Consider the following 23,366-nt stretch of genomic DNA (forward strand, 5'->3'; position numbering starts at 1 on the left):
GTGAAACAAAAAAACTCCTTTCCCGATGCGATTTCCCGCCGGAAATTTATGGCACAGGCTGCGGCCTTTTCGGCTGCTGTTTTTCTGCCTTTCCCTGCATTTGCGGGTGATTCAAAAAAATTGCTTCTCCCTTCTGCTGTAAAGGGCATAAATCTGGGGGCAATTACGTACAGTTTCCGCAGCATGCCGGGCAGTGCAGATGATTTGCTCGGTTATCTGGTGAAGCTGGGGCTTAACTCTGCCGAACTCATGGGCGATCCGGCTGAGGTTTTTGCCGGAGCACCCGCTGCGCCTGCATGGAGTCCCGGGCCTTCTACGCCCGAAAAGCAGGCGGAACGCAAAAAGTATATGGAAGAAGTCCGCAAATGGCGGTTATCCGCCTCTATGGACAGGTTCAAAATGTTGCGGAAAAAATTTAACGCAGAAGGCGTTGCGATTGATGTCATCAAATTTCCAATGGATCGCATGGAAGATGCGGAAATTGACTATTGTTTCCAGGTGGCAAAGACGGTGGGTGCGAAAGGCATTACGCTGGAAAGATCAGATGAAGCTGCCAGCAAACTGGGGCCGTTTGCCGATAAGTATAAGCGAATGGTTGGCTACCACAATCACGCGAAAGTCAATTTCAACAGTTGGGATAAACTGCTTGGTGATGCAAAGTTTAATGCCATGAACCTCGATGTGGGGCATTATGTGGCGGGAACCAATCAGTCTCCGATCGACCTGATTAAAAAATATCCGGACCGCATTCTCAACCTCCACCTCAAGGATCGCAAATTTGATGAAGGCCCGAATATGCCCTGGGGGCAGGGAGATACGCCATTGAAAGAAATTTTGCAGTTGCTGAAGCAGGAAAAATATCGTTTTCTGGCGGCAATCGAACTGGAGTATCCGATTCCGGAAGGCTCAGATGCCGTGGTGGAAGTCGGAAAATGTATTGATTTTTGCCGGGAAGCGCTGGGTTGAGGAGAAATTATTTTTTCTATAAACGAAGCGATGATGAAACAACATGAAAATTTAAAATACGTAATAAAATATAACATCGTTAAGGGTGTTTGGATATTGCTCCTCATTTTCTCAAATGCGGGAGTGCCGGGAACTCTGTTTGCCCAGCGACCCACAGTTGATGATTTTACGCTGCGGGGTTCGACCTATCTGACCGAGGACTATTGTTTTCGCCTGACAGAAGATGTGGATTATACTTCGGGTTCAATCTGGTATAAAAAGCCAGTCAGTCTGATGCAGCCCTTTGCGATTGAGCTGTCAATCATGGCGGGTTGTCAGGATGTAGAAGGAGCCGACGGGATGGTATTTGTATTTACTTCGCAGGGAAACCAATTGGGATATGTAGGGGAGGGGATGGGGTTTGCCGGCCTTGTGCCTTCGGTGGGCATCGAAATAGATACCTGGCGCAACTACCACCTGAATGACCCGGCGGAGGACCATCTGGCAATCATGGCCAATGGGAGGATGGGGCATTACAGCGACCTGGCAGGACCGCAACTTATAGACAATATCGAAGACTGTACCCGGCACAGTTTTATCGTTATCTGGAACCCCGAAATCCAGCGGTTGTCAGTACAAATTGACCGAAGGGAAATCATCGCCACACAATACGACCTGGTGAGTAATATTTTTGGGGGAAATGACATCGTGTATTGGGGCGTTACAGCAGCAACGGGTCGCTACAACAATATTCATGAGGTATGTTTTGACCGGCTGGGTATTGGGCCGGAAGTGCCATATCGGTTGCCGGAACCTCAGATTAATAAAGCTGAAAAGGAATAGTCATTCTCCCAATTTGATCAAATTAGGAGAATTAACTCTCTCAATTTAATCAAATTGGGAGAACAAGTATTGGAAGCTGGAGTTCGGAATGCAGCCGTTCCTGGCTTGAAACTTATCCAAACGCAACTTTTGAGGTTATTAATCAGGAAAATTTCCTCAATTTTATAACTTAGCAGTGGCTAATTTCCACCTATGAACCGACTGTTGATTTTCCTCCTGTTTCTTTACCCTTGCTGGATTGTTGCACAAGACTATCAGGTAGCTCTGACGCTTCGCGGCGATTATGAATCGTCCCAACTCTCGGGATTTGAGTTGAATGATTTTTTTCAGAGCTACAATGCCTATTATGGCGTGAACATGAAACAACCTTTTGACACCGTTGCTGCAAACGGTTTAAGTCACGCTGGTTGGGGCATGGGAATCCGTTTTCTCAGCGGGGATAATGCGGGATTTGCCACGGGAATTTTCCTGACCTATGGCAGTAAATCGATTAGAAATGAGTCCATATTTGCCAATAACCTTCTCACCCGGACAGATTTTCGGGTAAAAGACTACAACTGTCAGGTGGATATAGGATTTCACCTGAAACGCTTTTTGCTGATTCAGGGGCATCTCAGTGCACGCGTTCGGGAGAGTCTGTTTGATTTGGGATATGTATACCAGGATGGTTCTTTTAGTCGGGGAAATGAGTACGATATTCTCGGTGTGTATCATGGTTCGACCATTACGCTGGATGTGGGCGCAAGTGCCGGACTGAAACTGGGGCCGGTTTTTATTCCCGTAGGCATTAGTTTTCCTACCAACATGGTTCCCGACGATGGCCTGTCCACGATGTTGGATTACGACATTACCCGTATTCGTTGGAACGATCTGCCCCGCAATTATCAGGTGTGGGCCGACGACCCGGTCAATTTTGACCCGTTTGAAGATGCCGTTCGCACACAGAGTTTTCGGTCTGTGAGAATTAATATTGGCGTGGAAATATGGTTGGGAAGAAAAAGCAGCTAAGAATAAAAGAGATAGAAAATGAGAAAGGAATATTTTTTTCTGGCAGCATTTATTTTGTTGCTGACCAGTGCCTGCAAGGACAAACAATTGGTATATGCCCGCCAAATGGAAGGCGTTTGGAATATTGCGCATGAAGAAATTGTCATCATTCACCCCGATGGCAGTGTGGAGGATGTTTCCGAAACGGATAATGTGGGCGTATTGACTCTGACTTACGAAGAAGGCGACCGGGTTTTCAGGACGTATTCGCTTACGCTTGCCAATTCCACTTTTTCTCTGATCGGTTTGCCTTTTAAAGCGGATGAGGAACTGAAAAGAGTATTTTTTTACAATTTTTTCTGCGGAGATATATTTGGATGTGACTGGGTTGGTACGATTGAGGTAAATGAAAAAAACCGCCAGCAGTGGAGCATGTATCGCGTTATTGGAAATGCCAGTGGTCCATCCTCACATCGGAAAACTACCTGGACACTCGTCAAAGAGTAAAAATTTGCCCGGCCAATAAAAGTGATGGTTCTGTGATTTTATCGTGATACTTCAGGCCGATAATTGTACCTGTAAGTTAATCATTCACAAAAAAATTACACGTATGAACCGAATCATCTTTCTATTTTCACTTGTCGTAGTATTGCTTGCAGCTTGCAAAACAGAGACTATTTTTATCGACTCTTCGCTTCCCAATGGTACTTTTGCTGCCGCAAAAAGTGGTAGTCTTGTAGAACAAAACGGAACCGGAACTGCCGGAACGGTCGAATTAGGTACTGATGAAGACGATGTTCAGTTTTTGAGGTTTGGCAGCAATTTTACCACAAACCTGGGTACAGGTACAGTGACTGTATATCTGTCAACTTCCGAAAACTTTGTAGCAGATCCCGCCAATGGCAATCCAGATTTACGGCAGGTAGGCCCAATCAGCAAAACCGGAGAAACGTATTTTAAACTTGACCCGGTTGCCGCAGCTAAATTCACTCACGTCATTCTCTGGTGTGGTTCTGCGAATATTCCCTTTGGAAACGCCGCACTCAACTAATATCCTGCGTATTTTCTGATTACTTCCCATCTTAAAACCGAATGAAAAACGCAGGATTTTTCCTGGCTTATTTGTTCCTCGTGTCCGGACTTTCCGCTCAGAGCGGCTGGACACGGGAACCCGGCCAGGGTTACATAAAAGCAGGAGCACTTTCATTTGCTTCGGCGCAATATTATAACCTCGCCGGTGATTTGCTTACTACCAGCCAGTTTCGGCAGCAGGCACTTTCTCTGTATGGAGAATATGGATTGAGCGAGCGGTTTACCGTCATTGGGAGTTTTCCGTTGCTGAAGATCAACAGTTTTGAGACGACGGAAGCGGTTGCGGGAATTGGCGACTTACACGCCGAACTTAAGTATGCACTTCTTAAAGGCGGCTTTCCGGTTTCATTGAGTATAGCTCCGGAATTGCCCACAGGATCGTGGAACAACTATGCCCAGAATAAAATGACCAGCTTTGAGCGGATCAATTTGCCGACCGGAGACGGCGAACTAAATGTTTGGGGTACACTTGCCGCTTCGCATTCGTTTTATCCTTTTCCGGCATATGTTTCTGTGTATGGCGCATTTAATTACCGCACAGGATTTTCGGGAAACTCTTTCCGCAATCAGTTTAAAACCGGTGTGGAAGTGGGATACCAGGTAAAAGGGAAATTATGGTTAAATGCTCGGCTTGCAGCACAAAAGACCCTTGGTCAGCCTGGCGCGCCGGTAGATTTTATCAGAGGAGACGGAACCGAATACACCAGTTGGGGGTTTGGTGCGGCATATAGCATTTCTTCAAAGATATCAGCAACCCTTGAATACCAAAATTATTCAGACATTGTATTTGCCAGGAAGAATTTATACTCCGGGCATGTGATTTCTGTGGGAGCCAGTTATGAATGGAAGCGGGAGGAGTAGGGGTAAGCGTCGTCATATAGGATCATCTTCCTCATAAACTCAAAATTCTTACTTCTACCCGGCGATTTTGCTGCATTTCTGATTCTTTGTAAGTCTCGGGATACAACATTTGGCTGTCTCCTAAACCTTTGGGGAATAAACGGTTTTTGGCTATACCTTTCTCTGCCAGATAATTACATACTCTCAACGCACGGGCTCTGGATAGAGTGAAAAAATAATCCTGCCGATTTTTTCTTTCCTCCTCTTCATACCCTGCACTGTTGACATGTCCCTCCACCTGGATTTTCATCTTTGGATAGACTCGTAATACCTCCGCCAGATTTTCAATCGAAGGGTATGAAGAAGGTAATAAATCTGGGCTGTTGCCATAAAATAATACCCTATCCAGTGTGAGCACCGCTCCCTCCTTTATCGGCACAAGCTCTATGGTTAATGGGTGGTTTTTATTATTTCTGACGATGGGGAAACTCATTTCCCTTTGCTCAGAAAAATACCCTTCCGCCTCAAAAGTAAGTGTGTATGTTTGATTAAACTCCAGATAGTGTGACAATTGCCAGTTTCCTTCCGTGTTGGAAAAAAGCGTGTAGGCATCTCTATCTTCGTTGTTCACCCTGACTCGCGCAACCAAAGGCTCTCCGGTTTCCCGGTCAGCTACTGTACCCCTGATACCTGGCAGGTAAAAGTAACTAAAGACCATGTCAAAGCTATCCGTACCTCCATATACATTGTCTATCCAGAAATAGTAGGTCAGCCCTTTTTTTACTGGAAGTAGCGGCGCATAAGAAGGTCCCACGCCTTGATTGATGTATTTATTCTCTCCGACCACTGACAATCCCGTTTGGCTATTTACCGATAAATCATTTCGGGAAATAATGCTGGTTACTGGAATGGATATATCGCTTTGAAGTTCATCGCAAAATTGACCAGTACTATCAACAAATACAATGAGATCATAATCATCCTTTATATTGTGTGGAATGACTTCTAGCCCCAGGTAGCCTGTAAAAGGGCTTTTGATTTTCCCCCAGAAGGTGTGATGTTCTTCTTTAAACAGTTTGGGGCTTTTCCCTGCAGGAGTTATTTCCTGAACCTCCCCATAACCTTGGGGGGCAGGGAAGGAAAATGAGTTTTTAGTAAGGCTGATAGGTATTTCCAATGCAGATTCGCAGTCTCCGGGGTACTGTGCGATCATTTGCGGTGTGAATACCACAGTGATTAAAAAGAAGTAAGCGATTCTCATGGTATCGGTTTTACATTTTTTAGCTAATATCCAACCGTATTCTACCACTAAAATACACGTTATTTCTTTTTCTTTTTTCTTTTAGGCTGATTTTTCGCTTCTTCAGCTTCCTTCATCAGCGCCTTCCAATTATTATTCCCAGAATCTTTGGTGAGCTCGATGGTATCGGTGTACTCATCGTGTGCGATGTCCAGTACTTCGACTTCCTTGCCAATATAAGTTTCGATCGCTGTCAGTAATTCATTTTCCTCCGGACTGCAAAACGAAATGGCATTGCCTCTCCTGGTTCCCCGACCTGTGCGCCCCACGCGGTGTACGTAGTTTTCCGGCAATTCGGGCAGGTCGTAGTTGATTACATAGTCCACATCTGCTATGTCTATTCCCCTTGCACTTACATCAGTAGCAATCATGATCTTGACACCGCCCTTTCTAAACTGAGTCATCACTTTTGCGCGATCGTGCTGATCTTTGTCGCTGTGAATGGTTTGGCTCTCTATTTCCACTCGTTCCATGGCCTTCGCTACCCGCTCTGCCCGTACTTTGGTTCGCACAAATACGAGAAATTTCTTATCCGGATGTTCATTGATCAGCCTTTCGAGGAAAAATCTTTTGTCCTCCATGGCTACAAATATGACTGCATGATCTATGTTTTTTGCTACAGGATCTTTGGGCGAAATCTGAATACGAATGGGTTTCTGAACGAGGGAGTATGCGAGTTTTTTGATTTTCTCATCAATAGTCGCTGAGAAAAATAAGGTCTGCCGCTTCAAAGGTAAAAATTTGATCAGATCTTCGATATCTTTATAAAATCCCAGCGCTAGCATATGGTCGGCCTCATCCAAAATCAAAATTTCCACCATATTCAACCGCAGATGCCCCTGACTCACAAGATCAAATAATCGCCCCGGTGTCGCAATCAGAATATCGAGTCCTTTTTCGAGTCGGGCTATCTGTGGGTTTTGCTCTACCCCGCCAAATATACCGAAGGTTTGCACCTTGGTATGTTTGCCGATTTGCTGGAAAACGCCGTTGATCTGGATCGCCAGTTCGTGGGTGGGTACCATCACCACACACCGAATGCCCGTGGCGCGCTTTGAGCGTTTTCTCCGATGAAGAATATTGATCACGGGAATGGCAAATGCCGCAGTTTTGCCTGTCCCTGTTTGAGCAATTGCCAATACATCCTCCCCTTCAAGGATCGGACGAATCGCTTTATATTGAATATCGGTGGGCCGGTTAAATCCCAGTGTCTGCAGGCTCCTGCTCAATTCCGGTTCAAGGCCAAACTCTTCAAACTTCATGCAGCAAATTTAATACAAAGTTGCCACATTTTAATGCCACTATTCCTTATGCGGGTTCTGTGTTGGTAATTCGTCCTGCGAAAAAGAAATAGGGCAGAAGTATCGTATCTTCGTATCAATATTTGTCATATGTCAGTAATACAAAATCATTTCACTGATTTGGTAGCGTTAAAAACGCATATCCATACTGTGGGAAAAGGGTCGTTAATGGTTGCCTACCGCAACATGGATGATTATGATGGGATGGTATTAGGTATCGCTATCATTTTTGATGCACCTAAAGGGAAATATGAGCTGGATTTGCAGTGGATTTCTTTTGGACTCGATTTGTATGGGGAAAATTTGCTGGAAAACTATTTATATCAATTCGACAGCCTTGAAAATCTGCTGGACTATTTGCACACAAAGTATGCGATGGCAATTACAGATATTCCTGTAAAATATAATATTGATCCCGATGCATATCCCAATCCCTTCAAAGATGAAGCAAAGAACCCCCTTTTTGAAGCTGCCTGGCAACGGTTTCAACAAGACTTTAAAGCTGGGGATTTCTTAGATCGTTCTTTAAACCTTGTCTATTCTTCAGATGATTGGTAAAAAAATATGGGTACACTTGAAGTTTAATGGTTCCCGTTTATTTGGTTATTTTCCTGTTTCTCAAAGAATCTGCTCTCTATGAATATTTTATTTCGGTTTTTGATTATCTGCCTGGTTGTGTTTGCTGGTTGTGAAAAAGATCCTTCGCCTGTCCCGCCAAAACCTGAAGCGACTACTCCTGATCCGGATCCGGTAGCTTTTGCTGCGCCATTTGCGGGTGTTCCGGAAACCAAAGATGTCGCGATATATGAAGTCAATATGCGGGCTTTTAGTCCGGAAGGCACTTTCAAAGGGGTGCAGGCACGGCTTGATTCTATAAAAGCGCTGGGCATCAACGTCCTGTGGTTAATGCCTGTTCACCCCATAGGTGTGCTCAAAAATGCCGGACAATTGGGTTCTCCTTATTCGGTAAAAGATTACAGCGCAGTCAATCCTGAGTATGGTACTTTGGAAGACCTTCAAAACCTGGTGGCAGAGGCGCACAACCGAAACATGGCGGTCATTATAGATTGGGTGGCAAACCATACCGCATGGGACAACCCCTGGATATCCGCGCATCCGGACTGGTACACCAAAGATGGTGCTGGCAATATTATTATTCCTGCGGGTACAAACTGGGCGGATGTCGCTGATTTGAATTTTGACAATGCTACCATGCGACAATTTATGATTAGTGCGATGAAGTTTTGGGTGTTGAAAGCCAATATAGACGGCTTCAGGTGTGATTATGCAGATGGGGTGCCTGTGGATTTTTGGAAACAGGCTATTGATTCTCTCAAAACATTGCCAGGCCGAAAATATATCCTGCTTGCTGAGGGGGCATCAGGTTCGTTGTTTTCTGCTGGTTTTTCCATGAATTACAGTTGGGATTTTTACGGACAAACGCTCAACGTCTATAAAAACAATCTGGCTACTTCTAATTTGGTCAACACGCACAATTCTGAATATAGCGCTATACCTGCCGGCAGCCATAAGTTGCGTTTTATCACTAATCACGACGAATCTGCCTGGAATGATTCGCCGGTCAATTTATTTCGTGGGCAGTCAGGCGCTTTAAGTGCTTTTGTTCTGACCGCTTACATGGGAGGAGTGCCTTTGTTGTACAACGGACAGGAGGTCGGTCGGTCTGATAAAACGCCCTTCTTTAGCAAAAGCCCTATCAACTGGCAGCTAAACCCGGAAGTTTTCGCTGAATACAAGCGCCTCATGGCTTTCAGACAGTCCAGTCAGGCGATAAAAGAAGGGGGGCTTCAACTGGTAAATGATGGCGCCCATGTTGTTGCTTTCAAACGAGTTTTCCAGACAGAGGAAGTGCTCGTATTCGTCAATACCCAAAACAGTGTGTCCAATTATTCTCTTCCGCCATTTTTGAAGAATACAGACTGGATAAATGCGCTGGATCAAACGCCTGTTAAGTTGTCAGTTTCGGTATCGCTTCAGCCTTATCAATATTTGATATTGAGGAAGTAAAAGGCTTCAACAGCGGAACTATGACACCTATACTTTTATAATTACTGTTGCAGAAAAAGTCCTCCCATCCGAATTCCAGATTCCGGGTCCGGGGTAAAATTGTGGCCTTTTTGTGAAGTATTGCTGATTGAAAATATTATTACCATTGAGTTTGATGCTGACATTTTTGGTGAGTATCCACGATAAGTTGAGATCAAACAAATGGTAAGCCGGTACAATGCCTGTCGATCCACTTGCTGATGGGGTTATGGTATTCAGGGCATCCGCAAAACTTTGGGCAGTGTAGCTATACAATCCGGTCAAACTGAAAGCGCCATATTCACAAGTAAATCCATTTCTCGATATCCATTCTGGTACACTTTCTACTTTGTTTCCACTTATCGGTATATTCTCACTGCCTGAACGTACAAATGCTCCTTTATATCTTGCATCCATCCATGCGGTTGATGTAAAGATTGTTAGTCGGGTTTTGCTGTTGATTGGAAAAATGCCTTGTACAAACATTTCCAGTCCATGGGTTTGGGAGTTGCCGATATTGGTTCGGAAAATGGTGAGGTTGCCCGCAGAATCAGTTTTTGCCAGCGTTCCGATTCGGTTGTTGTACAATAGTCTGAAGGCGGTTATATCCCAGGAAAGAAATTTCCATGAACCCCTGAAACCTGCTTCCATATTATAGCCATAGGCATCCTTCAGATTTTTATCGGTAAACTCATAGATGGAAGAGGGTACAATATCCTTAAAAATCACCGGTCGGTATGCCTGCGACCAGCCTGCATAAAAATTGATCTTTTCGGTTATATCGTATTCCGCATTCACACCCAAAAGCGGGAAGGCATGTTTAATGGTATTGGGCAAATCTCTTTCGGGATAATATATGGTGGTCCCTGACATTACGCTTTGGCCCATTTCCATCCTTGCGCCCGTATTGAATGAAAATCCTTTAAATAATACCCAGCGGTTTTCTGCAAATACTGCCAGATTGGAAGTTTTGAAATGCAGATCCCTGCCCCAACCGGGAGCCGAAAGGTTAAGGTCAAAGTCGCTTCCTGTAGTTCCTTTGCCCTGTTGTCTCCGATGTAGGTCATTGTTCATATATTGAACGCCTGAGGACAAAGAACTGACTTTGCCAAGTAGGTGGTACGAATGTAAAAGGCGAAGTTCGGAGGTGTAGCTGTGGTAGTTATCTATGTCCACCTGGCGTGGATTGTATTGCTGTGTGGCTGTTACGATAGAATCTTCGATAGTTGCAGGTTTGTCAAACATGACACTGTTTCTTGCTCCCAATACCGCGGAAGTTTTCAGAACCAGCTGTGTCGTAGGTTTGATTTTCCAGTCGAGAGAAAATGACGGGATATGAATATTGGGGTTATAATAATTGCGGGAACGGGTAGAAGATTGCGGGTCTGCATAAAACATGCTATCTGTAAGCGGCCCAGCCAGATGGATCAGGTAGTTGGAATGTGTCCACTCCAGTTTGAGCTGCAAATCTTTTGTGGGATTGTAAAAAAGAGACACATTGGCTGCTTCATATTTTGAATCGCTGTTTTTTCGATAGCCATCGTTGCGTTTGCGGTTTGCCCATATATAGTAGCTGAATTTTTTGATAGTTCCTGATACAGAATTATAACTACTCACCAGCCCGTATGATCCGACGGTATTGATGGATTCAAAAGCCATATTCTGCGCAGAAGGCCTTTTGCTGATATAGTTCAACATCCCGCCAAACTGTGCCCCGTATTGTAGCGAACCCGTTCCTCTTACCAATTCAATTTTCGCTACCGCTTCCATTGGGATATTGTAATGACTGGCAGGGTATCCATACATGTCGGTATTGGTGAGTATTCCGTCTTTGCGGATATTAAACTCCCATCCTCTGTGCGGATCCAGCCCTCGGGTAGAAATATTAACCTGATTGCCGGTACCGTCCATATCATAGATGAATACGCCCGGGATTTTTGAAAAAATTTGCCTTCCATATTTCTCTGCCAACGCGACATCTTTTCCAAGGAGATTGGTTACCTCATTTTTTTTGCCGGAAAAAATAAATGTATGCCCGATGGGTTCGAGGCGTGAGATATCAGGCAAATGGCCACTTCCTTCCACAACTACAGAATCGAGGGTTATGGTTTTGGTCGGATGGGTATTTGTCTGGGCAAATGTGGTGGAGAATAATAGAATCCAGAATGCGGAGATTGTGTAAAATTTTTTCATCCAGTCAGAGTTAAAAACAGACTGGACAAACTTAGGGTTGTATATAAAGGGTTTGGGTTAATGAAAACCTAAAACAGTTAACAAAAGGTTAATAGGATTTACTTTTACGCTCAGCCAGCAACATTTCCCCTCTTTTGCTGATCTCTTCTATCGTAGGCTCATTGATCAGAAAATCCATTACCGGCCATTTGAAACCAACAAACTGGGATATTTCCTCTTCAAACTCAGCGGTTCCCATTGAGTCCAGTCCATATGCTTGCATAGATTCCTGAGGATCGATTTTGGCTGCTGGTACGCGGAGTTTTTTACTCATCCATGTGATGATCCAAGCCTGGATACCTGAAGCATCCAATACCGGAGTTGGGGTGGGGGAGATTTCTGTAGCTTCCGTATTTTCTTCCGTGAGATCGCTGATCCATTCCGCTTCGATAGATAATTCCTTTAGTAGATAAGCTTCTTTACAAGCTTTCCGCCTGATTTTTCCACTGGAGGTTTTGGGTATACTGCGTCTTTTAAGCAGGGTAATCGCGTACACCTGCAATTCATGCCGGATCGCAATTTCACTTTTTATCGCGCCAAATATTGATTCGGAGGAATGGGTTTTTAACGTATTGGGTTCTATTTCTGCGGCAATTACGAGGCGTTCTTCCCCGGACACTTCTATTGAAAAGGCTGCACATCCTCCGGGTTTTAATGCTTCATGACTTTGTCCTGTCGTATGTTCGATATCCTGCGGATAGTGATTTTTCCCTCTGATGATCATCAGATCTTTTAATCTGCCGGTGATATACAACTCATTGTCGTAGATGAACCCCAGGTCACCGGTCCGGAGAAATGGCCCTTCTCCGGTGGTTTTGATAAACGCATGGAAGGTTTTTTCCGTGGCTTCGGGATTGTTCCAATAGCCCGCAGCTACACTTTCGCCTTTTACCCATATTTCTCCTACCTGACGATCCTTGCAAATTTCCATCGTTTCCGGATGGACAATCTGTACGGTTTGACCGCCCCAGGTATGTCCGCAGCCTACAACTGAAATGGCGTGTGGTGTTTGCGCTTCCACAGGTTTGATTTCATTGTTACCTAATGCAGTGGGGTCGAGATGCAGCATGGCCGGCAGCTTGCCTTCATCGCCTCCTGAGATCAGGAGGGTGGTTTCTGCCATTCCATAGCAGGGATAAAAAACCTCTTCCCTGAACCCCGCCGGGGCAAACATTTTTGAAAACCGTCTGATCGTATCGGCTCTGACGGGTTCGGCTCCTGTAAATGCTACATTCCAGCTACTTAAATCCAATGCTGCAATTTCTTCCGGAGTAGTTTTTGCCATGAGTAATTCATAGGAGAAATTGGGCCCGCCACTGGAGGTTGCCTTAAAGCGGTCGATGGCCTGTAACCACCTGACTGGTTTTTGGAGGAAAGATAGGGGAGACATTATATAGATAGGCTGCCCTACAAAAATGGGTTGAATGATATTTCCAATCAACCCCATATCGTGATATAATGGTAGCCAGCCAACACCGATCATTTCGCCTTCCTGATGGCGAAAAGCTTCACTGATCATGCGTTCATTGTGCAGCAGGTTTTGATGGGTGACACATACCCCTTTGGGATTACCGGTTGAGCCGGAAGTGTATTGCAAAAAAGCGAGAGACTGCCCGGTAATTGCTGGCGTATGCCATTGAGTACTTTCCTTGTTTTCGATTTGGTCTGTTGCAATCCAGGCTTCGGGGTTTCCGGCAACCAACTCTGGCATAAACAGGCCGATTGCCTTCATGATTTCCTGATTGGTAAGAAATGCTTTGGCCCCGGAGTCTTTTACAATTGCCAGTACCCGGTCAATCTGTTTGCCCATTTGCGGGGGATATACGGGTACCGCAATCACACCCGCGTAAAGACAACCAAAAAATGCGGCTATATAGTCCAGCCCCGAGGGATATAACAGAATGGCCCGCTCACCGGAAAGCCCCAATGCCTGTAGCCTTGCCGCAATCGCACGTGCGCGAAGATCCAGCTGGTCATAGGTGAATTCGTGTGTGGGTAATTCCCCTTTTTCGAGAAAGGCGCATGCCAGTTTATGGCTGTTGGATTCCGCTCTGGAAGTCAATAGATCTACCAGTGTGTGGATATGGGTTGGCAAAGGTGAAACTCCGGATAGGTTGTTGTGAAACATAGCAGGTTGAATTGATTTCAAGTTCAGGATTGAGGGGGAGAAAAAAAAGCCTGATTGACTGATATGCCTAACAATCTGTACTTGCTGCAGATTTTCAGCTCTTTTCGGTAAGGTAAAAAAAGAATTAAAACAACTATTCCATTACATGTATTTTTTAATAATCGAATCAATATATACATTTATACCTCGAAAGCATTTAATCAGAAGAGATCATTATGGGTTTTATTCTCCGATTTTGGACTTTGCTATCCAATCAGGGCGTAATTGAAAATATGTCATCAGGTGATGCCAAGCGTATCCGAATGGTCAATCGTATCAGTTTGGCGGCTATCGTTTTGCTCTCTCCTTATATTGAATATTACTTTGAAATTGGGCAGAATCTGGCCGGCATTGTGCAGATTTGTACGATCATTGGATTTGGGTTGGTCGTTGTCGCTAACCATTTTCGCCGGGAAGTTGCTGCAAAATTTCTCTTTTTTATTGCAGCAGACACCAGTGTGTTCTTCACGAGTTCGATTTTGGGTTTTGAAAGTGGAGAACATCTTGCTTATCTCATGATTTTGATGATGGTTTTTATGGTGTTTGACCTGAAACAATGGTGGTACATCAGCCTTGCTCTGGCAATGGAAGTGGGATGCCTTGTTTTACTGGAACTAACCGACTACGCGATTCTGGGCCAGCAAACCATCGAAATCGCCGAACAACACGATACCTATGTAGGGAACTTCGGAATGTCGGCAGTGATTTTCGTTTTCATTGCAGTGTATTTTCAAAAACTGTCCAATCGACAGGTTGACGATATTATTTTTCGGGCACAGCAGGAGCTTAAGGCTGTGTTTAACAATTCGTATGATGCGATTTTTGTGGTAAATCCGGAAACCCACCTGATTGAGGAATGCAACCTTCGGGTTCTGGAATTATTTGATGAAAAAGACAAAGAAAGTATTCTGGGGAAAAATGCAAACAGCCTTAGAAAAACACCCCATTCACCAGAAAGAATCGCTGCTATTTACAATCGCCTGAATAACAAGGAGCGCTGGAGTACGGAGAGTGAATTTGTCTCCAGCAATGGCCGTATTTTCTGGGGAAACGTCGCTTATACCTATATACATTATGGCGAAAAACCCCTGATGATGATTCGTATCACCGATATCACAGAGCGAAAACAGGCCGAGCAGGCCATGATTGAAGCCAAAGAAAAAGCTGAAGCCGCCAACAAAGCAAAATCCAACTTCCTGGCAAATATGAGTCATGAGATTCGCACACCGATAAACGGGGTGATCGGATTAGCCGAAATTATTCGCAGTGAATACGATGAAGAAGAAAATCTTAATACTTATGCAGGTTTAATCCTCGACTCCGGGCAAAGACTCTTGCGTACCATCGGTTCTGTACTGGAACTCGCGCGCCTGGATGCCAATGGTAAGGAAATCAACTTGAATCCCCTTTCACTTAATCAGTTTGTGAAAAATGGGTTCAGAAAATTTGAAGCCGCTGGAAAAAACAAAGGCCTGAATATGGTCCTTCAGATGCCAGACGCTGACATGATGGCATGTCTGGATGTGTATTTAATTGATCAGGTACTGGAACATTTGATCGGCAATGCGGTGAAATTTACCGAAGAAGGAAGTGTGGTCGTAAGTCTGAGGGAATCGTATACTCCCCAGGGGAAAGTTGGGATCATAAGTGTTGCCGATACCGGAATCGGAATGAGTGAGGAGTTTATTAACCAAAAGTTGTTTATGAAATTTGAACAGGAAAGTGATGGTCTCGATCGTAACTATGAAGGCGCCGGACTAGGGCTTTCCATTACTAAACGCATTGTAGAAATTTTAAACGGTACGATTAGTGTCCGGAGCGGGCGAAACCAGGGTACTACATTTGAAGTAAGTTTTCAATTGGTGGAGAGTATACATATGGAAAAAGTTGTTCAGCAAACTTCTATTGAATTATGATGAAACCTTATGTATTGATTGTTGAAGATAACCCTATTAATGCGCTGGTCTTAAGTAAAATTATCGAAGATTTCTGTGAGGTGATCCAGGCTGAAAATGATATACAAACATTTACTGCTGTACAGAAATATCCATTTTCTTTAATTCTGATGGATATTAACCTGGGGGGGAACAGCCTTGATGGAGAATCGATTATGAAAATGCTAAGGAAAGATGCCCGTAATACAAATCTTCCCATTTTTGCAGTTACAAGTTATGCGCTTCCCGGTGACAAAAAAAGATTTCTGGAGTCGGGGTTTGATGATTATTTTGCTAAACCGATTTCAAGGGAGGAAATCATACCGGCCATAAGGAACATTCTGGCTCAGGCGCAAAAGTTCTGATTGTCAATTTCCTACCAATACAATTTCTACCCTGCGATTTTTTTTACGGGCTGCTTCATCCCGGTTGGGAACTACAGCCATACGTTTTCCAAAATATTCTATTGAAAGCCGGTCTTCAGAAATGCCTTTGGCTACCAGATATTTTTTGGCCGATTCACTTCTTCTTTGGCTAAGATCATCATTGTAGGAGTCGGAGCCAATATCATCAGCATGGCCTACTAATTGAATATTGGCTTCAGGCTGTGATTTCAAAAAATCTGATACGCGATTAAGCACCATCCGGCTATTGCCGGTGAGGTGGTCGCTCCCTGAGTCGAAGTAGATCCGCTCAAACGCATCAATTTCCAGTTCCTCTAAAAGATGATCGCCTCTGGGGTCTTCTTCCGGACAACCCATCCTGGATTTTGGCCCGGCGGACTCGGGGCAACGGTCATCTTCGTTTACCACTCCGTCGTGGTCATAGTCTGCGTATGGCAGGTATTTGGAGAGTGGCCCGGTGCTGTAAATTCCTTTTGAATAATCCATCCCGGCTACTACGGGTTCTGTCTCAACTACGGGTTTGGGTACAGTTTTTACAACGGTTTTTTCTACTTTTTCCGGACAACCTGCAAGCGCCAGGGGGCCGGGTACATCCGGGCATTGATCATATTTATCTGCAATTCCGTCATTGTCGCGATCCTGATAAAGTTCAGTATCGGTTGACAACAGCTCTTGTTCTCTGGCTTTTTTCTGCGCCTCCACTTCTTTTTGCCGGGCCTCTTCGCGTTTTATCCTTGCTGCTTCTGCTACTGCCCGGGCCTTTTCTTCTGCCCTGGCGATTGCCTCCTTTTTGGCAATTTCAGCAGCAGTCTCTGTTGCCGGTGGCAATGGCGTAGATTCTACGACTGGCGCAGGAGCTTTTGACTCCATAGGGAGCGCTATTTCAGGTGTTGCTTCAATTTCGGGAACCGCTTCAGTTTTTTCCGGCGATATTGACATGGGCTTATCCGGGACTTCTTTTGGGGCCTTTTCTACAGGTTCTTTTATCGGTTTTTCTTTTGTTTTTTTCTCCGCTACCGTTTTCTCCGTATCGGGTTTTTCTGGCTTTTCTGGCTTTTCTTTGGGTTCTTTAACGGGTTTTTCCTTTGGCTCTTTTTGGGGTTTTTCTGTGGGCTCTGGTTTTGATTCGGGCTCTGGCGATGGCGGGAGCTCTTCCTGCCCGGTTTTATCTTTTTTGGAAACCGACAGCGGAATTCTAAATCCGAAATGGACATCCGCAGATCGTATATTGTCTTTTAGCAGAAAGTTAAACAGGTTGGCGGAACCAGCTACGACTGGGCCGACTCTGACAGTCGCACCTACACTGGTACCTCTGTCTCCAGCTAATGAAAAAGGTATTCCCACACCCCACCATTTGCCTTCAAAACGGGGCGTCACTGCCAGGTTGGAAAGCTGATGAACGGCTCCTGCTCTGCCATAACGTTTCATCGCCAGAAACGGAATCACACTCACATATACATTGCGCTGCAACCTGAAATCAGCCTGCAAACTTACAACAGTAGGTAGTGCCATTCGAAATTGAGCCCCGCCTGACTGATATTCAAATTCACTATTAAGCGTACTGTCAAAATTCCTGACACCGTTTAGATTTAGCTGGTTGAGATCGTATCCAATGACACTTCCTGAAAAATTCTGACTAAATACAGACTGCTCAAAGCTAATGCTGCCCAAATCCAGAATACTCAATCCTACACGTGCCTTATAATTTTGTCCGTCGGGCCGGTATTCGTAAATAGCGCCAAGATCAGCTCCCAAACCAGTATTTCGGAGGTTAAACTTGTCAAAATCATTTCTGGGGTTAAAATTATTATCAATGCCTTCGATGGGTATAGAGTGAGCGAACTCCATATCTGCTTCATGTACATTCAGGATGTGGGCATTGTCAAAAGAATACTCCAGTCGGTTGGCATATAAATAAGCTCCGGCAAGGCCGCTGAGAAATTTAAAACGAGCACCCGCCATAATCCGATGCGGGCCATTTTCATATACCTTCTCAGCCCATGCCAGTCCCAGCTCTACATAGGACAAGGTTGAAAATCGAAACCGGTCATTGTTGTATTGTATGCCAAACTGCTCCGGGATATCCAGACCCAGAAAAGAGAATCTCGCCGCCGGCTCGCCCACCTTGTCGAGGTGGGAGAAGCTTCGCAAACGACCGCTAAGCGCAAATGAGCGGTTGGGGTTTACCTTTACTGATAGGGATGGCAGGAGAAAATCCGAATTCAGAAACATATTTTTTTCCTTGCCATTGAGTGTTTCCGGAAATATTCGGGTGTAGTTGCTTCCATCTGCTGACCAGACAGAACCATCCTTTATGGCTGACGTACTGACGGAAAGGTAATTGCTTTCAAGTGTAGCAGAGAGCCCAAAAAGCTGAATATCTACATTCGGATTTTGACCGGCAATAGCCGCAGGCTGAAGATCAAGATTGTAGATGCCGAGCGTTTTTCCGGTTTGGAGCCCTAAAAAAGATTGCCCGAAAAACAATACAGGTAAGAAAATAAAGACACAAGCAACCAGATAAAATCGACGATACATCATATAGGGGAATTTTGAGATAAATCTAAACAAAATCGGTTTGATTTTAGTAAGCAGATTGGACTTTAATCCCGGTTATGACTTATTTCGGTATTCATCGTGATTTATGGAAATGTCCGAACTTAGAAAACTGGTCAGCAAAGGCGAGGGGCTCAATCTGGAATTTAAGCGTAAAGCTGCTTTTCCGGAAAAACTTGCGCGGGAAATGGTGGCATTTGCCAATACATCAGGCGGTATGCTGATGGTAGGTGTGGACGATGATAAAAGCATTCCGGGTTGTAAATTTCCCGATGAAGAGGTATTTGCGATAGAATCTTTTGTGACGAAAGCCTGCCGCCCAAAACTCAACTTCAGACTGGAGCGGGTTCCGCTGAGTGCCCGTCGTGTAGTATTGGTGTACCATGTGCCGGTAAGCCGAAGAAAGCCTCATTTTTTATTCCATGAAGGAAATAAACAGGCCTTTGTAAGGAGCAATGATATGAGTATTCTCGCCAGCCAGGAAATGGTAAAACTCCTTCGCACCGAAAAAAAGAAGTCGGGTGTATCTATCCGAATCGGGGAAAGGGAAAAATTGCTTCTGCAACACCTGGAACAAACCCGGCAAATCACCCTGTTTGAAGCCCAGAAATTGTTGAAGATCAATCGCCAGCAGGTGTCAGGGTTGCTTGTTTTGCTGGTAAGGGCTGGATTACTCAATATTCACCCAAGTGAGAAAGGCGATTTTTTTAGCCTGGAAGTTGAAGCATTTGAATAATAGCGTCTGGTCCCTTCAACTAATATCGCTTTTATTCCTCCTCCGGCAATTTATCTGGGATGATTTTCGTTTGAAAATCACAAAAGGCCCCCGGGTCAAGCACATTGAGTTAGACACCCAAATTGCCCGTTTCAGACGTATTTCTTTTCGTCTTTAACCTTTTGTTTTATCTTGCTGTTCCGTATCCTATTTACCTACACTATTAACCCTGGCTATGCGACAAAGATTTACATTTTATGTTCTGGTTTTATCTGTTTTGTGGGTAAAACCACTTCATGCTCAATTGGTAACGGCAGATACCTTGCCCAATGACACCCTGTTTTCCACACTGTTTGCCCAGGGCGTTACCGTCAGTAATCTGACCTTCCAATTTTGTCAGCCCTCCCAAACCGGCCAGTTTAATGGAGTGAATTCGAATCTTGGACTGGATTCCGGTGTGGTAATTTCTACCGGAAATGTGCTTACTGCGGGAGGTCCCAATATATCTGCACTTACCTCAGGGAGTTTTTCCTTTAATCCTCAAAATTATACGCCCCTCAGTTCTATTGTCGGTGGACCCGTATATGATGTCTGTGTGATCGAATTTGATGTGGTTCCGCTGTGCGATTCGATCGGCATCAGCTACGTTTTTGCTTCGGAAGAATACAATGAATTTGTAGCCTCAAACTTCAATGACGTGTTTGCCTTCTTTATTTCCGGTCCCGGATATACGGGTACGCCTGGTCAGAATATCGCACGCATTCCCGGTACAACGATTCCGGTTGCGATCAATAATGTCAATAATGGCAACAGTAACCCCGGAACCATACCTTTCGGCCCTTGTACCAACTGCCCCTATTATACCGATAATACTTTTGGGACTTCTGTCGAATTTGACGGATTTACTGTGCCTATGGTAGCCGCCGCCGCCGTGATTCCCTGTCAGACCTATCATATAACTCTGGCGATTGCCGACGTTTTTGATGCATCTTATGATTCGGGGGTATTTTTTGAAGTCGGTGGTATCGGCTGTATAACCCCGACACTTAACCTGAGCGCAACCAACTCGACCGTACTGGGTGCCAATGTTGCGGTGGAGGGCTGTGTGAATTACGGGTTGTTTACCTTTACGCTTCCCACGCCCCCCACAGATACAACCGTTTTCCATTTTACAGTTGGTGGAACTGCGATTCCCGGTGTGGATTATCAGACACTCCCTGATAGTATTATCATGCCGGCAGGTGTGGATAGTGTTGTGTTACCCGTATATATATTTTCTGATAACCTCGTAGAAGGCACCGAATTTATTGAAATCTACTACGTCGATAGTACGCTGTGTACGACAACCATTTACCGCGATACAGCCGTAATGCAAATCTGGGACAAACCCATCATTCCGCCGCTTCAGGATACGGCTTTTTGTTCTGCATCTTCTGTTACAATCGGTTATACGCCGCAAGTGGGGCAGACCTATCAATGGACACCTGCGACCGGGCTTTCCAGTACTACGATTTCTGATCCTTCTATTTCTATCACTTATTCAGGAACTACGGAACAAAAATCCACCTATTACCTTTTATCAACCGATCTTCAGGGATACTGTATTTATGAAGATTCGATGGAGGTTACCGTTTATCCGGGAAATTTTGCAGCATTTACCGCTGATAGTGTCTGTGAGGGGAATGCTACTTCCTTTACCAGTACAGCCGGGTTTGACCAGCTTACCTCCTGGTTATGGCAATTTGGAGACGGGCAGGTAAATACCACTTCCAATCCTTCTCATTTGTATACCAATCAGGGCATTTTTCAGGCACAATTGGTCACGGCCAACAGTAAGGGTTGTCTGGACACAATTGTACATGCCGTGTTGGTAGATTCTTTGCCTGTGGTCAGTTTTACGGTTGACCCTGTTTGCCAGAATACCCCCAGCCTGTTTGTGAATGATACCCGTCCGGGCGTGAGTTACGTTTGGTTATTCGGCGATGGCAGCGAATCCAATACAGCTAATCCTGTACATACATACACAGATTATGGCACTTTCCCCGTTCAGTTGATTGCCACGACCGCAAGAGGTTGTACCGATAGTCTTACCAGAAATGCGGAGGTATATAAAAGCCCCGTGGCGAACTTCACGGCAGAGTTTGAGTGTTTTGGAATCCCGATTTCATTTTCCAATCAGACCCAATTAGGCACAGGAACCAGTCAGTTGTCCCAATGGACATTCGGTGACGGGTCGGGTAGTGTTGCACTTAGCCCTACGCATTTATATAGTTCTTATGGAACCTATAATGTAACCATTCAGGTCACTGACAATCTGGGTTGCAAAGATACCTACTCGGATAATGTTAAAGTATATGCTTTGCCGGATGCTGATTTTACTTCCCAGCAGATTTGTGAGGAGAATCAGATGATCTATACAAATCTAAGTTCAGTGGTTGACAACAGTGCTATCACCCGCTTCCTTTGGTCTTTCCACGATGGTCGCACGTCTGGTTTATCTGATCCCGATCCGTTTTATTGGGATCCGGGAATTTTTCAGACCAAACTCAATATTTGGACGGAGTTTGGTTGCGCCGACAGTATCACTAAAAATGTTACTGTTTTCCCCAACCCTGTAGCCTCCTTCAATATGGAACCGGTCTGTGTATTAGACAGCTCTCATTTTCTCAACCAAAGCTGGGTGGATAGTACAGTTACGGGTGATGAAATTGTCTCCTGGACCTGGGATCTTGGCGATGGTACCCGCACCGATACAATTCTGCATCCTGTGCATGCATATCAGACTTCAGGCTTTTTCCCGATTACGCTTTCTGTCGCTACAGATAAAGGTTGTACAGCTAGTCGTACGCTCGAACTGGAGATCTATCCCATGCCACCTGCGCCGGATTTTCGGCACGATACGGTTTGTTTTAGCGATCAGGCATTTTTGATCGCACAGTCAGTACCTCCCACGAAACGGGTGGAATGGTTTTATGGCATCAACGATCAGCGGCCATTTCAGGAAGGGAATAGCTATGTCACTCCACCGTTGCCCTATCCGCAAACCTATTATGTCCGGGCCATTTCAGATAAAGAATGTATTGGCGAAAAATTTGCGGTAGATGCCACATTGTATCAGCCAGGTCAGGCAGAAATGATTCCCAGTCAGTGGATCGCTGAAATTCCCAATTCTCTCATAAACTTCCGGATATCGGGAAATATTGAAGTAGAAGAGTATCGGTGGAATTTTGGGGATGGTGCAGCTTCTCTTGAAGCCGAACCCGCTCACGAATACCAGCGACCCGGTAAATATGAAGTTATTGTCGATCTGATCGATCGTTATGGCTGCGAATACCAACTGTCAGGTGTGATTGAGGTCAAACAGGTAATTGGCATCTACGTCCCTTCCGCTTTTTCTCCTAATAGCGACGGGTTTAATGATGAGCTGACCATTGGATACCACCTGATTTCGACAATGGATTTTCAGGTGTACAATCGCTGGGGAGAAAGAGTTTTTGCGACCAATGAACTGGATTTTCGGTGGGATGGGCATGGCCTTTCCGGACAGGTACTGCCTGAAGGTGTGTATGTGTTCCATCTGGAAGCCCGTGATATTCACGGTACAGAGATCCTGAAATCCGGAACCATTACTATTGTCAGATAGGTTGAAATATTAAATAACTGAATATTTTATAACGGGGAATTCAACAAATGAATCCCCGTTTTTTTTATGCTTTCCATTAATTATACAGGTAAGAATTGGTGGTTTTTTGTAATGTTTTTTGCCCACTTTGCCAAAAACTGAAGATATACCTGGCTCAAAAAGAATAGGGGAAAATCACGGATAAGACATATAAAAAGTGTAGCTGGAATAAAATTATCCGGGAATTCTTCCGGGAAAGGGTTCCAATCTGCATCGAATGAGCCGTTGGTACGAAAAATTGAACCGAACCCAACCAAAGGGATGTTAGGTTCGTGTAGTTTTGTGTAGATTTATTGGTCTGAAAATGAATCTTTTTTTGACA

17 protein-coding genes are annotated in these 23,366 nt (G+C 44.7%); 12 read left to right on the top strand and 5 right to left on the bottom strand.

Annotated elements, in window-relative coordinates:
• From R3D00_13590 to R3D00_13615, 6 genes are all read left to right on the top strand, one after another.
• Complete coding sequence (locus R3D00_13590) at positions 1 to 966, top strand: sugar phosphate isomerase/epimerase (GenBank protein ID MEZ4774211.1); 966 nt, start codon at positions 1 to 3, stop codon at positions 964 to 966.
• A gap of 123 nt (positions 967 to 1,089) precedes the next feature.
• Entirely contained in the window at positions 1,090 to 1,788 is a 699-nt protein-coding gene (locus R3D00_13595) for an L-type lectin-domain containing protein (protein MEZ4774212.1), read from the top strand.
• A gap of 192 nt (positions 1,789 to 1,980) precedes the next feature.
• Entirely contained in the window at positions 1,981 to 2,796 is an 816-nt protein-coding gene (locus R3D00_13600; protein ID MEZ4774213.1) for a hypothetical protein, read from the top strand.
• Between the two features lie 18 nt (positions 2,797 to 2,814).
• On the top strand, positions 2,815 to 3,282 hold the full coding sequence (locus R3D00_13605; GenBank protein ID MEZ4774214.1) for a hypothetical protein: 468 nt from the start codon (positions 2,815 to 2,817) through the stop codon (positions 3,280 to 3,282).
• Between the two features lie 103 nt (positions 3,283 to 3,385).
• A complete protein-coding gene (locus tag R3D00_13610; GenBank protein ID MEZ4774215.1) occupies positions 3,386 to 3,826 on the top strand; it encodes a DM13 domain-containing protein in 441 nt (146 codons plus the stop codon).
• 41 nt (positions 3,827 to 3,867) lie between these two features.
• Complete coding sequence (locus R3D00_13615) at positions 3,868 to 4,728, top strand: hypothetical protein (GenBank protein ID MEZ4774216.1); 861 nt, start codon at positions 3,868 to 3,870, stop codon at positions 4,726 to 4,728.
• A 31-nt stretch (positions 4,729 to 4,759) separates the two neighbouring features.
• Here the strand turns inward: R3D00_13615 and R3D00_13620 are convergent, their stop codons facing one another.
• Both R3D00_13620 and R3D00_13625 read right to left on the bottom strand, forming a co-directional pair.
• A complete protein-coding gene (locus R3D00_13620; protein ID MEZ4774217.1) occupies positions 4,760 to 5,968 on the bottom strand; it encodes an OmpA family protein in 1,209 nt (402 codons plus the stop codon).
• 59 nt (positions 5,969 to 6,027) lie between these two features.
• Positions 6,028 to 7,269 carry a DEAD/DEAH box helicase gene (locus R3D00_13625; protein ID MEZ4774218.1) on the bottom strand — a complete coding sequence of 414 codons (1,242 nt, stop codon included), beginning with the start codon at positions 7,267 to 7,269 and terminating at the stop codon, positions 6,028 to 6,030.
• Between the two features lie 129 nt (positions 7,270 to 7,398).
• Here R3D00_13625 and R3D00_13630 point away from each other — a divergent pair, with 129 nt between their 5' ends.
• Together R3D00_13630 and R3D00_13635 are read left to right on the top strand one after the other, a co-directional pair.
• A complete protein-coding gene (locus R3D00_13630) occupies positions 7,399 to 7,866 on the top strand; it encodes a hypothetical protein (GenBank protein ID MEZ4774219.1) in 468 nt (155 codons plus the stop codon).
• 78 nt (positions 7,867 to 7,944) lie between these two features.
• Positions 7,945 to 9,336 (top strand): alpha-amylase family glycosyl hydrolase, encoded by a 1,392-nt coding sequence (locus R3D00_13635; GenBank protein MEZ4774220.1) that lies wholly within the window; start codon positions 7,945 to 7,947, stop codon positions 9,334 to 9,336.
• 27 nt (positions 9,337 to 9,363) lie between these two features.
• On the opposite strand, the gene R3D00_13640 is transcribed toward R3D00_13635, so the two are convergent.
• Both R3D00_13640 and R3D00_13645 read right to left on the bottom strand, forming a co-directional pair.
• Positions 9,364 to 11,547, bottom strand: coding sequence for a TonB-dependent receptor (locus tag R3D00_13640; GenBank protein ID MEZ4774221.1), 2,184 nt, complete (start codon positions 11,545 to 11,547; stop codon positions 9,364 to 9,366).
• Between the two features lie 88 nt (positions 11,548 to 11,635).
• Positions 11,636 to 13,714 carry an AMP-binding protein gene (locus R3D00_13645; GenBank protein MEZ4774222.1) on the bottom strand — a complete coding sequence of 693 codons (2,079 nt, stop codon included), beginning with the start codon at positions 13,712 to 13,714 and terminating at the stop codon, positions 11,636 to 11,638.
• A 272-nt stretch (positions 13,715 to 13,986) separates the two neighbouring features.
• Here R3D00_13645 and R3D00_13650 point away from each other — a divergent pair, with 272 nt between their 5' ends.
• Complete coding sequence (locus R3D00_13650; protein ID MEZ4774223.1) at positions 13,987 to 15,669, top strand: ATP-binding protein; 1,683 nt, start codon at positions 13,987 to 13,989, stop codon at positions 15,667 to 15,669.
• Entirely contained in the window at positions 15,669 to 16,052 is a 384-nt protein-coding gene (locus R3D00_13655) for a response regulator (protein ID MEZ4774224.1), read from the top strand. Before R3D00_13650 ends, R3D00_13655 begins: the two co-directional genes overlap by 1 nt.
• A gap of 3 nt (positions 16,053 to 16,055) precedes the next feature.
• On the opposite strand, the gene R3D00_13660 is transcribed toward R3D00_13655, so the two are convergent.
• Positions 16,056 to 18,632 carry a DUF5723 family protein gene (locus tag R3D00_13660; GenBank protein MEZ4774225.1) on the bottom strand — a complete coding sequence of 859 codons (2,577 nt, stop codon included), beginning with the start codon at positions 18,630 to 18,632 and terminating at the stop codon, positions 16,056 to 16,058.
• Between the two features lie 109 nt (positions 18,633 to 18,741).
• On the opposite strand from R3D00_13660, the gene R3D00_13665 reads away from it, so the two are divergent.
• Together R3D00_13665 and R3D00_13670 are read left to right on the top strand one after the other, a co-directional pair.
• Positions 18,742 to 19,383 (top strand): ATP-binding protein, encoded by a 642-nt coding sequence (locus R3D00_13665; protein MEZ4774226.1) that lies wholly within the window; start codon positions 18,742 to 18,744, stop codon positions 19,381 to 19,383.
• A 214-nt stretch (positions 19,384 to 19,597) separates the two neighbouring features.
• Complete coding sequence (locus tag R3D00_13670) at positions 19,598 to 23,005, top strand: PKD domain-containing protein (GenBank protein MEZ4774227.1); 3,408 nt, start codon at positions 19,598 to 19,600, stop codon at positions 23,003 to 23,005.
• The last annotated feature ends 361 nt before the right edge of the window (positions 23,006 to 23,366 follow it).

This window comes from Bacteroidia bacterium (assembly GCA_041391665.1).
Lineage (GTDB): Bacteria > Bacteroidota > Bacteroidia > J057 > J057 > JAGQVA01.